This is a genomic window from Methylobacterium sp. Leaf123, from assembly GCF_001423405.1.
Taxonomy (GTDB): domain Bacteria; phylum Pseudomonadota; class Alphaproteobacteria; order Rhizobiales; family Beijerinckiaceae; genus Methylobacterium.
Genome location: NZ_LMNS01000034.1, coordinates 151,950 through 165,772 on the forward strand (window position 1 = coordinate 151,950; position 13,823 = coordinate 165,772).

The following is a 13,823-nucleotide window of genomic DNA, read 5'->3' on the forward strand; positions in this document are numbered from 1 at the left end:
GGGCCGGAGCGTGCCGCCCCGGCCCTTTCCCGAGAGCCGTATCCGACCTGAACGCGTCAGGCCGGATACGGCTCTCGGTCTTCGTTTGGATGCGCCGTCGCGTCGCGGATCAGCGGCAGTAGACGTTGCCGTACTCGTCACGGATCGTGCCGTAGGGGCAGCGCGGGGCCGAGGCGGCACCGGCAATGGCGCCACCCGCGCCGCCGATCGCGGCACCGGCCAGCGCACCGCCCGCACGACCGGTGGCGAGGCCGCCGACCGCTGCGCCGAGGCCCGCACCGAGGGCAGCGCCGCCCAGAGCCCGATCCTGAGGCGTGTTGCAGGCACCGAGCGAGAGCGCGAGGCTGCCCGCGAGGGCGGCGGCAATGAGTCTCTTCATGGTGGTCCGAACTCCCTTGTGCATCGGCGATCGGGCCATTGGCCGGCGCAGGGCACGGTTTTGGCCTTGGTTTGTCACCGGCCGTCATCGACGGCACATGAAACGGCCAAGATTGGGGCAGGTTGCATCGGCGCATGACTTTTCGCCCTGCGCCTGCCATCTGAAGGCGCGCCTGTTGCAAATTCGCCCGGTTTCGGCCCGCTGCCGACGGGCCCATGTCCGAGGACCACCATGCCCAAAGCCAGCCTGATCGTCCGCAAGGCCGCCGTCCGGCCCGATCTCGTCGTCGATACGGTGACCCTCGACCACGCCGCCCGGGCACAGGCCCATGCGCACCTGACCACGGCGGGCGGCTTGTCCGTCGATCTACACCTGGATCGTGCGGCGGGCCTTGAAGACGGTGACGCGTTGAAGCTCGAAGACGGGCGCCTCGTGGCCGTGCGTGCCGCCGAGGAAGCGCTTCTGGAAGTCCGCGCCGGCAATCCGGCCCGCCTGTTGCGCCTCGCCTGGCAGCTCGGCGGCGAGCATGTCCCCGCGGAAGTCGGCGCGGAGGTTCTCTATGTCCCGGCCAGCGCCGCCGAACTGATCCGCGGCGCCGGCTGCTCGGCCGAGCCCGTGAACCGCCCCTTCAAGCCGGAAAAGGCCGCTCACGACCACAGCCAGTGCGGCCATGACCATCATCATCACGGCCACGAACCCCAACCGCATGACGCGAATGGTCATGAAGCCCATGCGCATCATGACCATGAGCACAGCCACGCCCACGGCGGCTGCGGGCATGACCATAGCCACGACCACAGCCATGAGCATGGTCACAGCCACCGCCACGAACACTGAGCGGCTGCCAACGCCATCGAGACACCGTGGATCGCGTGAGCGGCGTGGGCATGCCCCGCCGCGACCGCCCAGGAACGTGTTGCGGAGCGTGATGGTTAACCGGGACGTTGAGTTCCGGGAGAACGCCGTGACGGAAATCAGCATCGTCAAGAACGGCGACGGTCTCTGGGCGGTGACCGCCCAGGGCCTCGTCATCACCGACTTGACCAAGGAGAGCGCGGAAGCCTTCGCAGCAAGCTTTCTCAGGCTCGGCGATCAGCAGCCCGCGCAGAAATCGTAGCCGACCGGCCGCGATCCGGACGGTCACCAAGCTCGGATCGACGGTGCATGGCGTTTGTGCACAGCCTACAAAATGGGCGCCTCAAACATTTCCAACCAGCCTGCAACTTGTGCAGATTTTTGACTACGACGCGGACATGGGACGCCCGTTCCGGTATTGAACAAGCGCAAAGCGCGCGAAGCGCCTCAACTTGGTGCCTCTGCCGAACCGTCCCTTCGCCGTCGCGGTGAGAGGGAAGCGATCAATGATCGCGAGGTTTGCGGGGCACTCTCATCGGCGTTGCACAGGCGCAATCCAGTTCGGATCGACGCCGCACCAGGAGGGACGACGTGCATCAGGCTCAGGCAAGCCGCGAAGATCGGATCAGGGCCGTTGCCGCCGTTATCGCGCAACAGGACGTCACCAGCCGGCAATTGCCCAGCAACGGCCGACTGCCCCATGATCTCGTTCGTGCGCTGGCCGAACGCGCGGTGGATGCCGTGATGGCCGCCGACAGCACCACACGTCAGCCATTCTCGAAGGGTGCGTGACACGTCGGTGCCCAATGTATGCCGAGTTTCTAAACTGCTGCGGCCGGCCCGACATCCAAAGCCGCGGCAACTGATCGGAGACCGTCACCGGTCGCGCAACACCGCGACGACTAGCTCACCGATACGAGAGCAGAGAGCCATCTTTGCGCGGCTCAGCGCAACATCCAAGCATTCCCCTTGCATCTGGGCACACAAGTCCACAGCTTGGCCTTTGACGTCGATTACCGAGGTCTTGTGTGCTTGGATCAACCGGTTCCGCAATCGGAGCAAGCGTCGTCCGCGACGTGCTACAAACGCTTCCGCCAGTCCGAACACTCCACATGGCCCATCAACTCAAGATGCGTATAGCTTACCTTGAGTCAATATAATTTGCAAATTACCTCTTTAAAAAAACCTATAGCCGTATGCAGAAAACTTGCCTCAAAATCTTAGGGGCTTGGTGCTCGCGCACGAGGCGCTATCAGGATATGGCTTTGCTGACGAGCGATGGACTTACCCTGCTCGATTGCGCTGAGGTTTAGGCCGTGGGCAGCGCGACCTGATAAGGGTCCCTTGAGCCTTGCCTGCTGAACCAACAGCCGACGAGGAAGCGCTTATGAGACTAAATTAGACCTTTGAACAAATGCTCCATGGTGGACAGGAATCAATGATCAATATTGTAGCTTCCGAGGAAGAAACTCATCAGCGAGCAAAAAGTCTTTTAACGAGCCAAGTGCCTCGATTTCTTTCACGTATTGGCGGAAGCGATACCGACGCGCTGATGTCATACTGGAAAGATCCATCCAATGAAGGTAGTTTTGATTATTTTTTGAACCGCGTTAAGGAATACAATGGATTCTATGCAATCGAAGGAGACCAAAAGACACAATATATTAACTATCTCAATACGCTCAGAGAATGTTATCAGCAAAGCGACGAGCTTTTCGTCACCAATTGGACGCTGTTGAGCGCCTATTATCCACAACGAATTGGATACAAATTGCGCCCTGAGGATGCACAATATCTCACGGAGTATCGTGAGTTCATCGATACTCTCTTCAGCGAAAGAGATGGACCTTACCTGCACGCCTATGATTTTATTGAGAGAATAGTCTCAAATAAATTTACATTATTTAACCTTCTGTCGGAGCTACTCCCCGGGAAAAAGGTTTTGGTAATCTCCCCATTCAGTCAAACATCCGTAGAACAACAGAGTCGCAAGCATAAATTTTTCAAAAACTATACATACCCAGAATTCGATCTAGTCACCTATGACACCCCCATTACTTATGCCGGACTGCCCCAGGAAATGTATCCGGACAAAAGCTGGCAGGCCACCGTCGACCGGATGAATTCGGAGATCAGCGCAATCGATTTCGATATCGCTCTCTTGTCATGCGGATCCTATGCGATGCCGCTCGGCATCCACATACGAGATGTTTGTGGAAAGCATGCCGTATATGTCGGCGGCTGTCTGCAATTGTTCTTGGGTATCATGGGCCGCCGCTGGTCGGGCCTGCCGTTTTTCATGGATCAGATGAACCCGGAGAATTTCGTCACTCCCGCGGAAGGGAAGAAGTTTCACGGCATCGTCACGGTTGATGAAAACACGCAGGCCGATGCCTTCGGTGCCTACTTCTAAACGCTTCTGTCCAAACATCGGTGTTGCAGCCGTGATGAGAGTCATCGCTTGAAGCGCGGTGACCCACGATCGAGCAAACGTTCCCGTCCTGCTAGGGCCATGCTCGTCACTTTTGAGGCTGGCCGATGCGTGGTATCGGCACGCGCATCGCGTACATCGTCCTGAAGGAGAGCGTCCGGCCTGCGGAATCAGGCAGATCGGACCCTTGCCGCATCGGCGTTTCGCCGGTCGTTCAGGCCGAGACTCGTACGCCGCCGACCGAGCCGCCCCTGCGATGATCCTCGCGGACGGCTCGCGGCGAGCAGAATCGAAACGGAACAGGGCGCACGTGTCGACCCCGGCTGCAAAACTCGACGAACTCAGCGGATGGCGCTTCAGCGTCGCACCGATGATGGACTGGACCGACCGGCAGTGCCGCGCGTTCCACCGGACCCTGTCGCGCCGGGCGCGGCTCTATACCGAGATGGTGACGACCGGGGCCGTGCTGCACGGCGACCGGGAGCGGCTGCTGGGTTTCGACGCCTACGAGCAGCCGGTGGCGGTGCAGCTCGGCGGCTCCAACCCGGACGACCTTGCGGCGGCGGCGCGGATCGCCGTCGATTTCGGTTACGCCGAGATCAACCTCAATGTCGGCTGCCCCTCCGACCGGGTGCAGGACGGACGCTTCGGTGCCTGCCTGATGCGCGAGCCGGGCCTCGTGGGCGCCTGCGTGGCGGCGATGAAGGCGGCCGTCCCGGTGCCGGTGACCGTAAAGTGCCGCCTGGGCGTCGATGATCAGGATATCGAGGAAGCCCTCGATGCGGTGGCCGATGCGGTGGTCGCAGCCGAAGTCGACGGCCTTATCGTGCATGCCCGCAAGGCTTGGCTCAAAGGTCTCTCGCCGCGTGAGAACCGGGACGTGCCGCCGCTCGATTACGGCCGCGTCGCCCGGCTGAAGCGGGCGCATCCGGATCTGCCGATCGCGGTCAATGGCGGAATCGCCGACATCGCCGCCGCCCAGGCCAGACTCGGCGAGGTCGATGGCGTGATGATCGGCCGGGCCGCCTACACCGAACCGGCGCTGCTGCTCGATGTCGATGCCGAACTGTTCGGCGAGCCGGCGCCCGTCGCCGATGCCTTCGCCGCGATCGAGGCCTTCGAACCGATCGTCGCCGCAGGGCTCGAACGGGGCCTGCGGCTTCATGCCTATACCCGGCACATGCTCGGCCTGTTCAACGGGCGGCCCGGCGCGCGGGCCTATCGCCGCCATCTGGCCACCGCCGGTATGGGCCCGGAGGCGGGCCTCGCCACCCTGCGCGAGGCGGTGGCCCAGGTGTCTCGGGAACGTCCGCCGGCGTCTGAAGCGGCCTGATTCCGCACGATCGACAACGAGCCCGATCGGATCACGGCGTCACGCGGCGCGGCGTTTCCGGCCGTTCCAGATCTGAAGCAGGGCCGGGAGTTCACTCGCTGGCACCGGCGGGCTGAACAGGTAGCCTTGCACCTCGTCACAGCCCTCCTCGCGCAGCCAAGCGAGTTGCGCCGGCGTCTCGACGCCTTCCGCGGTCGTCGTCATCCCGAGGCTGGAGGCGAGGCTGACCACCGCCCGCACGATGAAACCGGAGCCCTGCTCCACCGTCAGGTCGCGGGTGAAGGACTGATCGACCTTCATCTTGTCGAAGGGGAAGCTGCGCAGGTAGCTCAAGCTGGAGTAACCGGTGCCGAAATCGTCCATGGCGATCCGGGCTCCGAGATCACGCAGCCCGTGCAGGATCGCCACCGTGGCGCTGCCGTTCACGAGCAGCACGCTTTCGGTGATCTCCAGTTCGAGGCGGCGGGCGGAGAGGCCGCTCTCGGCGAGCGCCGCCTGCACCGTCCCGATCAGCGCGATCGAGGTGAACTGCGCCGCCGAGACGTTGACCGCGACCTTGAGGCCCTCCGGCCAGCCCGAGGCTTCACGGCAGGCGCGGCGAAGCACCCACTCGCCCAGGGGCACGATGAGGCCGATCTCCTCGGCGAGTGGCACGAACTCCGCCGGCGAGACCCGGCCGCGGGTCGGGTGGGTCCAGCGCAGCAGTGCCTCGAAGCCGCAGATGCGCTCCTCGGCGAGGTCGTAGATCGGCTGATAGTGCAGGTCGAACGCCTCCGCCTCGAAGGCGGCGCGCAGGTCGAGTTCGAGGGCGCGCCGGGCCTGGAGGCGGGCATCCATCTGCGCCTCGAAGAACCGGAACACGCCGCGCCCGTCATCCTTGGCGCGGTAGAGGGCGACGTCGGCGCATTGCATCAGCCGCTCGGGTTCCAGCCCGTCTCCGGGCGCGAGCGCAATGCCGATGCTGACGCCGACGATGACGGAGTGATGGGTCAGCGCGTAGGGGGCGCTGACCACGTCGAGGATGCGCCGGGCCAGGGTGGCGGCATCGGCCGGCGTCTCGACGCCCGCCTGGATGATCGCGAACTCGTCGCCGCCGAGACGGGCGACGGTATCGACCTCGCGCAGGCAGGCCCTGAGGCGGTACGCCACCGCCCGCAGCAACTCATCGCCCACCGCGTGGCCGAGGGTGTCGTTGACCTGCTTGAAGTTGTCGAGGTCGAGGCAGAGCATGGCGAAGCCGGTGTCGCGCCGGGCATGGGCAATCGCCCCCTCGATCCGCTCGCGCAGCAGCACGCGGTTGGGCAGATCGGTGACGGCGTCGTGCCGGGCCATGTGGGCGATGCGGGTCTCGGCGTTCCAGCGCTCGGTCGCCTCCTCGTAGATCGCCACGAAGCCGCCGCCGGCAATCGGCTGGATCTCGACGGCGACGACGCGCCCGTCGGCGAGATGCTGGATCTGGGTCGGCACGGCATCGGCCCCCATCAGGGCGCCGAATTCGGCGATGGATTCGGCCTCGCCCCGGTCCGGCTGATCGCCGGCTCTGACGTTGCTGCGCAGCACCTCCAGTGCCGACATGCCGGGGGTCACGGCCCCCGGCGGCAGCCGGTAGATCTCGTGGTAGCGGCGGTTGACCACCAGCAGCCGGTGATCGCGGTCGTAGAGCAGGAAGCCGAGGGAGAGGGTATCGAGCGCCGCGTTCAAACGGGCGATGCGATCGCTCAACGCATCCTCGCGGTGCTTCAGGGCCGTGGCGAGGATGGCGTCGAGATCGGCAAGACCCGTCCGCGTGACCGGCGGCGTCGGATCGGCGGCGATGCTGTCGGCGGCCTGCATCGCACGGGTGAGGCTGCGCGCGAGCCGGCGCAGCATTAGGCAGACGAGAACGAGAGCGAGGACGGCCGCGCCCCCGACGACGGTGAGCCTCAGAGTCGGCGCGGCGGAGAGCGAGGCCGTCAGCGCGGTGGCGGCGAATCCGGCGACGGTCAGGCAGAGTCCGAAGCCGGCGCGCAACACCTGTCCGCCGACCGTCGCGCGACCGCCCTGCCCGCTGCCCCGACCCGTCCGCCGCTCTGCGATTCCCTGACCTTCGGCCTGCGCCTGCATCGGTCGCCCACCCCCTTCTTCGTTTCCGGCAAAATGGCCGGATCCGGTTAAGAGTGCCTCACGGACCGCCAACCATAGGTCGGTTTTCCTCGGAAACGGCGATCAGACCGAGTGCGCTGCGAAGGGTCCGGCGCTCAACGCGGCGCATCACCCCCGAGACAAACGACGGGTGTGGAGGGCCCATGGATGCCCCGCGCCGACGGCATCCGCCTTGAGGCAAGGACGCAGCGAAGCGTCGTCGGAGACACGGCGCGAGACAGCGAGGCGCGGCGCCCTCGATGGGCCACCGGACAGACGAGAACGGCGCCGGTCAGAACTTGCCGAGCAGCGGGAATTCCTGGCTCAGCGTCGATTCTGCCGGCAGCGGCGCCTCGCGGCGGCGCGGCTTGCGGTTGAGCACCTGCTTCAGCTTCGTCTTCAGCAGGTTGATGTCGAACGGCTTGAGGATGAAGGCATCGGCGCCCGCGACGTGGGCGTGGTTGATGTCCTCGAAGTCGAACGAGGTCTCGGTGAGGATGAAGGGCGTGTTCATCAGGCTGTCGTCGGCCCGGATCTCGCGCAGGAGCTGAAGCCCGTCCATCGGCTCCATGGTGAGATCGGAGATGACGAGGGCGTAGCGGCGCTCCCGCATCCGGATGAGGGCTTCGGCCGCGTCCGAGACGCCCTCGACGTCCGGGAAACCGAGGCGGGTCATCAGCTCGATGATCAGCCGCAGCAGCTTGGGCTGGTCATCGACGATGAGGATGGGAAGCGTGTCGCTCATGGCGTCCGGGGTCGCGTCTCAACGGGATCTCTGAAGGGCGGGCTGAAGACAGCCCACCCGCTCAAACGAACAGATGATCGATGCCCTGCTTGGCCATCGATTCGGCTTGGAGCGTGACGGCCAGGCCGTGGATCGCGCTGCTCTTGGGCGTGCCCCGTTGCAGCATCGGCAGAAGGCCGGATTTGGCGAAATGCGGCTCGTTGGCGGTCGTTCGGCTGACCGTGGTGAAGGAGCTGACGAACTCCCGCTTGGCGATTTCGCGCCACTCGACGATCTGCACGTCGCGGTGGCGCGAATCGGCGGCGATCCGCTGGAAGGTCTCGTTGACCGACTGGCGCTCGCCCTCGACGACCTGGATCGCGAAATTCTGATCGATGATCAGAAAGCTCGTGATCACGGCGAACTCGTTCTTCTTCTGAGCCTGACGGGTAATGTCACCGATCTGCTTGGCGCGCAGAGCCGGCTCGTTCGAAATGGTCAGGCGTGAGAAGTAGATCAGGTGGACGAGGCTCGTCCTCTTGTTCTTCATGAATCCCGTCCGACGCGACAACTCGCGGCTACCTTAGCGGGCATGGCGATAACGGGCCGTAAACACGGACGGACCCGGCAGAATCTGCCGCTCGTCCCCTACCCGCCTGTCCGAAACTGCCGAGCCCCGGCAAACCGGCTCCAACAATCCCAATGACTTAGCTCTGGCACGGGCGTTGCGCTCCTGATTCCAGATCCACCGCTTCGTGCGGCCTTTGGGAGCGAGCGAACGCCATGGACGTCTTTTCCGCGCTTCAGACCGCGGTTTCGGGCCTGAAGGCGCAGTCCTTCTCGTTGAGCAACATCTCGGGCAACATCGCGAACTCGCAGACGACCGGCTACAAGCGCATCGACACCAGCTTCGTCGACATGCTCGTGGACGGCGACGCGCGGAGCCAGACCGCGGGTTCTGTCGGTGCCTTCTCGGAACTCACCAACTCGATCCAGGGCAACAAGGTCTCGACCGGCGTCTCCACCAATATGGCGCTCGACGGCCAGGGCTTCTTCGCGGTGCGCAAGAAGACCACCGATGCGGGCGGCGGCGAGGGCTTCTCCGCCGGCAACCTCTATACCCGCCGCGGCGATTTCGCCCCGGACAAGGACGGCTACCTCGTCAACAGCGCGGGCGCCTACCTCGTCGGCGCGAGCCTCGATCCGGTCACGGGCCAGACCAACGGCACGGGGCCGATCAAGATCTCGAACGCGATCATCCCGGCCAAGCCGACGACGTCGGTCACCTACTCAGCCAACCTGCCCAAATCCCCCGCCACGCCCAGCGCCGCCTCGACCGGAGGCCTGCTCTCCGCCTTCAGCGACGGGTCGGACGCGCGGGTGACGCCGACCAACGGCCGCACCAGCGGCAGCGTCTCCCAGGCCAATGCGCAGAGCTTCATCGACAACAGCATCGCCGGCCCGGCGCTCACCGTCTACACCGCCTCCGGCGCCCCCGTGAGCGTCCAGAGCCGGTGGGCGAAGGTGGCCGCCGCCGACACCGCGGCCGGCACGAGCGACACCTGGAACCTGTTCACCGCCGACAAGACCAGCGTCAGCGGCAACCAAGCGAGCTGGACCAATATCGGCCAGGCCTTCACCTTCAGCCCCAGCGGGCAGATGACCGCCCCGACCGGGAAAACCATTCCGATCAGCAACCTGACCGTGGACGGCGTCAATGTCGGCGAGGTCACCCTCGATCTCAGCGGGGGCCTGACGCAATACGCCGCCGCCGCCGGCACGGTGACGACCAACGATCTCAAGCAGAACGGCTACGCCTCCGGCACGCTGAACTCCGTCGAGGTCGGCGAGAACGGCATCATCAGCGGCAAGTATTCCAATGGCTCGGTGATCGGGCTGGCCCGGGTCGAGGTGGCCCAGTTCGTCAATCCCGACGGGCTGAAGCCGGATTCGATGGGCAATTACCAGCAGACCGTCGCCTCGGGCGAGCCGATCAACGGGCTCAAGGATTCGACCGTGGTCGGGGCGAATGTCGAGCAGTCGAATACCGACATTGCCGCGGAATTCTCGAAGATGATCGTTACCCAACAAGCCTACTCTGCCAACACCCGGGTGATGTCGACCGCGCAGACGATGATCTCCGATCTGCTGAACGTCATCCGCTGACGAGCCCTGAGGGAGGAGAAGCGCCTTGGCCCTCGACGCGTTCAGCACGGCCACCGCCGGCCTGCGGGTCACGCAGGCTCAGATCGGGGTCGTCTCGCAGAACATCGCCAATGTCGGCACGGCCGGCTATGTCCGGCGCACGCTCTCGCCCATCACCTCGGGCTCGGGCAATGCCGGCGTGGCGACCGGCACGGTCGCGCGGGCGCTCGACGCGGCCGCGCTCAAGCAGCTCCGCGCCGAGAGTTCGGGGGCGGCCTACACCTCGCTGATGTCCAAGACCCGCACGCAGCTCGATACGCTCTACGGGCGGCCCGGCGACGCCTCGGCGCTCGATGGGGTGTTCAACACCTTCACCCTCTCGCTTCAGACCCTGGCCGCCAACCCGACCTCGACGGCCGCCCGGGCGACGGTGCTCAGTGCGGCCAACGACCTCGCCACGCGCATCGGCAGCGCCGCCAACGGGGTTCAGGCCCTGCGCTCGGGGCTGGAATCGCAACTCGCCACCGATACCGAGAAGGCCAGCGGCCTGCTCGCGCAACTGGCCAAGCTCAACACCCGCATCGTCGCGACCGCGGCGGGTGATGCGAGCCGCCCCGAACTCGAGGATCAGCGCGACCAGGCGCTGACCAGCCTGTCGGGCCTGATCGACATCAACGCCGTCCCCCAGAGCGACGGCAGCGTGAGCGTGCTGACCAGCTCCGGCGTCACCCTGCTCGACCGCTCCAACGCCGCCTCGCTCCGCTTCGATGCCCGCGGGACGCTCTCGGCCAACGCGCTCTACGCCCCCGATCCGTCGCAGAGCGGCGTCGGCACCATCGTCGCGTCGACGCCCGGTGGCGGCAAGATCGACCTGCTCGCCTCCGGGGCGATCCGCTCCGGCTCGATCGCCGCCGCGATCGAACTGCGCGATACGGTACTGCCTCAGGCCCAGCGCCAGCTCGACGACCTCGCGGCGGGGCTCTCCCGCGCGATGTCCGACCGTGTGGCCACCGGCACCGTCCCCGCCGACGGCACCAAGGGGGGCTTCGACATCGACCTGACCGGTCTCTCGGCCGGCAACGCCATCACCCTGACGGTCCAGGATGGGAGCGGCACGCAGCGCAACCTGATCCTGGTGCCGTCCTACCAGAATCCGCCCCCCGCGATTCCCGCCGGCGCCACCGACGACGCGAACGCCACGGTGATCCCCTTCACGATCCGGCGGCCGGACGCGACCCCCGCCCGCACCCCGGAAGAGCTCCGCAGCGCGATCACCACGGCGTTGGGCGGAGGGTACACGGTGTCGGGCGTGCCGGGCGGCGAGCCCGGCGCGATGCGCATCCTCGCCAGCGGAGGGGCCACCCTGGTCGCGGCGAGCGCCAGCGTGACGCAGGTCACCGCAGCGGGCGACATCAAGGGCTCCGGCACGCAGCTTCCGCTCTTCGTCGACGGCGCCTCCTCCGCACTCTACACCGGCTCCTTCGACGGCGGCTCGCAGCTCACCGGATTCGCGCAGCGCATCGCCGTGAACCCCGCAGTGGTCGGCAGCGCCGGCAGCCTCGTCGGCGTCACCGGGACGGGGGCCGGAAGCGGAAACGGCGACGGAACCCGGCCGCAGGCGCTGTTCACCGCGCTGACCGGGACGCAGCGCCTGTTCTCCTCGTCGAGCGGCATCAGCGGCATCGACGCTCCGACCCGGTCGAGCGTCGCCGACTTCGTCCAGGGCGTCATCACCGTGCAGGGCGCCGCGGCGGCGGCGGCGCAGGATCTCGACGAGGGACAGAGCATCGCCCTCTCGACGGCGCAGGGGCGGTTCGCCTCCGCCTCGGGGGTCAACATCGACGAGGAGATGTCGAACCTGATCGCGCTCCAGCAGGCCTACGCGGCCAATGCCCGCGTGCTGACCGCTGCCCGCGACATGATCGACACCCTGCTCAGGATTTAGGTGCGGAGCCGCCGATGACCATCACCGCTTTCGCCGCCGGCACCTACCGCTTCGACCGCCAGTCGGCGAGCCTCGTCAGCATGAAGAACCAGCTCGACGGGCTGGCCAAGCAGCTCTCGACCGGGCGCACCGCCGAAACCTATGGCGGCCTCGGCGTGGCGCGCACGACCAGCCTGAGCGCGCATGCGGCGATCAGCGCCCAGGACGGCTACCTCGCGGCGATCGGCTCGGCCGAAACGCGGGTGAAGCTCACGAGCGCCAGCCTCACTCAGCTCAAGGCCCTCTCCGACAGCACTCGCTCGAACCTCACCGGCATCGTCGCTACCCGCAACGAGAAGCTGCCATCGACCACCGTGCAGCTTGCCGCCAACAACCTCTCGGCGGCCGTCGATGCCCTGAACCAGCAGGCGGCCGGGGTCTACGTCTTCTCGGGGCGCGCGACCGAGACGGCGCCGGTCGTCTCCGACCAAGCCATCCTGAACGGGATTCCGTCCGAAGGCCTCGACGGTCTCAGAACCCTGATCGCCGAGCAGAAGAAGGCCGATCTCGGCCCCGCGGGCAATGGCCGCCTGACCCAGAGCGTCGGGACCCAGACGATCAGCCTGGCGGAGGATCCCAGCGCCGAAGTGCGGGTGAATTTCGGCTTCACCCTCATGGCCGCATCGAGTTCGAACAGCGCCGCACTCGGCGCGAACGTCGTCGCCGGGACGAAGCCGGATGTCGCCTTGAGCTTTGCCGAGCAGCCGGCCGAAGGCGCTCAGGTACGGGTGGTGATTCAGCTCGCCGACGGCAGTCAGAACACCCTCGACCTCACGGCCCGCGCGGGCGAGGCCGGCAATGCCGCCGGAGCCTTCTCCATCGGTGCCACCAAGGAGGAGACCGCCGCGAATCTGAAGCGGGCGCTCGGCGGAGCCGACATCGCCAGCGTGCAAAGCGCGAGCCCGCCCGGCGTGGCGGCGGCCTTCAGCAACGGCCGCGCGGGCACGGCGACCGTGACGGTCGGCAGCAACCCTACGGTCGGCGACACGATCACGCTCAAACTCGGCATGCATGACGGCACGACCAAGTCGATCACTCTGACCGCCGCCGCCACGGCCGAGGCCGGCTCCGCGACGGCCTTCGCCATCGGCGCGACGCCGGAGGAGACCACCGCGAACCTCTCCCGCTCGCTCCAGAACGCGCTAACAACGGCGGCCAACACCGAACTCTCCGCGAGTTCGGCCGGCCGCGCCTCGCTCAACTTCTTCGAGGGCTCGCCCGCCGCCGGCTTGAGCCCGCGGCGCATCGTGACGGACGCCACCGGCTACGGCACCGGCTACGCCGAGACCGCGAGCGCCAAGACCGTGATCTGGTACAAGGGCGACACCGCCTCCGACCCGCGGGCGACGGCGACCGTGCAGGCCGGCACCAGCCGGACGGTCGAGATCGGCGCGCAGGCCAATGAGGAGGCGATCCGCCGGACGCTGGCCGGGATCGCCGCGATGGCGGCGGAAAACTTCACCACCGGGACCGGTACGGTCGACACGGCCCGGTTCGAGGCGGTCTCCAGCCGGGCGGCGAACCTGCTCACCGCAGGCGACAGTCAGCAAAGCCTGGAGCAGATCGGCACCGATTTCGGCCTGGCCGCCAGCAGCATGGCCAACGCGAAGTCGGTGGCCAACACCACCAAGGCGACCCTGGAGGATTCCCTCGACGGGGTCGATACGGTCTCGACGGAAGAGGTCGCGGCCAAGCTCCTGAGCCTGCAGACGCAGTTGCAGGCGAGCTACAAGGTCACCTCGATCCTCTCCGAGATGAGCCTCGTCAACTATCTCCGCTGATCCAAGCGACAGGCGTCTCGCTCGGCCCGCTCGCCGCCCTCGCGGAGGTGCCCAAACGAAAGCGGCCCGA

Annotated in this window: 12 protein-coding genes; 8 read left to right on the forward strand and 4 right to left on the reverse strand. The window is 66.3% G+C overall.

Features of this window, described 5'->3' with window-relative positions:
• Window positions 1-109 precede the first annotated feature (109 nt).
• The gene (locus ASF53_RS16635) at window positions 110-379 is read right to left on the reverse strand and encodes a YMGG-like glycine zipper-containing protein (RefSeq protein ID WP_056200687.1); all 270 of its coding nucleotides are present in this window, start codon (window positions 377-379) and stop codon (window positions 110-112) included.
• Between the two features lie 231 nt (window positions 380-610).
• Between ASF53_RS16635 and ASF53_RS25145 the strand changes: the two genes are divergently transcribed.
• The 5 genes from ASF53_RS25145 to dusA all read left to right on the forward strand — a co-directional run bounded on the left by ASF53_RS25145 (window position 611) and on the right by dusA (window position 4,998).
• A complete protein-coding gene (locus tag ASF53_RS25145) occupies window positions 611-1,216 on the forward strand; it encodes an urease accessory protein UreE (protein WP_082482775.1) in 606 nt (201 codons plus the stop codon).
• Window positions 1,217-1,343: 127 nt separating this feature from the next.
• The gene (locus ASF53_RS26335; protein WP_200943253.1) at window positions 1,344-1,496 is read left to right on the forward strand and encodes a hypothetical protein; all 153 of its coding nucleotides are present in this window, start codon (window positions 1,344-1,346) and stop codon (window positions 1,494-1,496) included.
• Window positions 1,497-1,825: 329 nt separating this feature from the next.
• The gene (locus tag ASF53_RS25150; RefSeq protein ID WP_082482776.1) at window positions 1,826-2,026 is read left to right on the forward strand and encodes a hypothetical protein; all 201 of its coding nucleotides are present in this window, start codon (window positions 1,826-1,828) and stop codon (window positions 2,024-2,026) included.
• 646 nt (window positions 2,027-2,672) lie between these two features.
• A complete protein-coding gene (locus tag ASF53_RS25850; protein ID WP_156635600.1) occupies window positions 2,673-3,647 on the forward strand; it encodes a hypothetical protein in 975 nt (324 codons plus the stop codon).
• A 328-nt stretch (window positions 3,648-3,975) separates the two neighbouring features.
• Window positions 3,976-4,998 (forward strand): tRNA dihydrouridine(20/20a) synthase DusA, encoded by a 1,023-nt coding sequence (gene dusA / locus ASF53_RS16655; RefSeq protein WP_082482778.1) that lies wholly within the window; start codon window positions 3,976-3,978, stop codon window positions 4,996-4,998.
• A 39-nt stretch (window positions 4,999-5,037) separates the two neighbouring features.
• On the opposite strand, the gene ASF53_RS16660 is transcribed toward dusA, so the two are convergent.
• From ASF53_RS16660 to ASF53_RS16670, 3 genes are all read right to left on the reverse strand, one after another.
• The gene (locus ASF53_RS16660) at window positions 5,038-7,101 is read right to left on the reverse strand and encodes a putative bifunctional diguanylate cyclase/phosphodiesterase (protein WP_056200697.1); all 2,064 of its coding nucleotides are present in this window, start codon (window positions 7,099-7,101) and stop codon (window positions 5,038-5,040) included.
• Window positions 7,102-7,411: 310 nt separating this feature from the next.
• A complete protein-coding gene (locus ASF53_RS16665; RefSeq protein ID WP_056200701.1) occupies window positions 7,412-7,864 on the reverse strand; it encodes a response regulator in 453 nt (150 codons plus the stop codon).
• A 61-nt stretch (window positions 7,865-7,925) separates the two neighbouring features.
• On the reverse strand, window positions 7,926-8,393 hold the full coding sequence (locus ASF53_RS16670; protein WP_056200705.1) for a BLUF domain-containing protein: 468 nt from the start codon (window positions 8,391-8,393) through the stop codon (window positions 7,926-7,928).
• A 233-nt stretch (window positions 8,394-8,626) separates the two neighbouring features.
• Here ASF53_RS16670 and ASF53_RS16675 point away from each other — a divergent pair, with 233 nt between their 5' ends.
• From ASF53_RS16675 to ASF53_RS16685, 3 genes are read left to right on the forward strand one after another with little or no spacing between them, the layout of a single operon-like run.
• Entirely contained in the window at window positions 8,627-10,009 is a 1,383-nt protein-coding gene (locus ASF53_RS16675) for a flagellar hook protein FlgE (RefSeq protein ID WP_056200708.1), read from the forward strand.
• Window positions 10,010-10,034: 25 nt separating this feature from the next.
• Window positions 10,035-11,933: a flagellar hook-associated protein FlgK gene (flgK, locus tag ASF53_RS16680; protein ID WP_056200710.1), complete on the forward strand. Its 1,899-nt coding sequence runs from the start codon at window positions 10,035-10,037 to the stop codon at window positions 11,931-11,933.
• A gap of 14 nt (window positions 11,934-11,947) precedes the next feature.
• Complete coding sequence (locus ASF53_RS16685) at window positions 11,948-13,753, forward strand: flagellin family protein (RefSeq protein ID WP_056200715.1); 1,806 nt, start codon at window positions 11,948-11,950, stop codon at window positions 13,751-13,753.
• Window positions 13,754-13,823 lie beyond the last annotated feature (70 nt).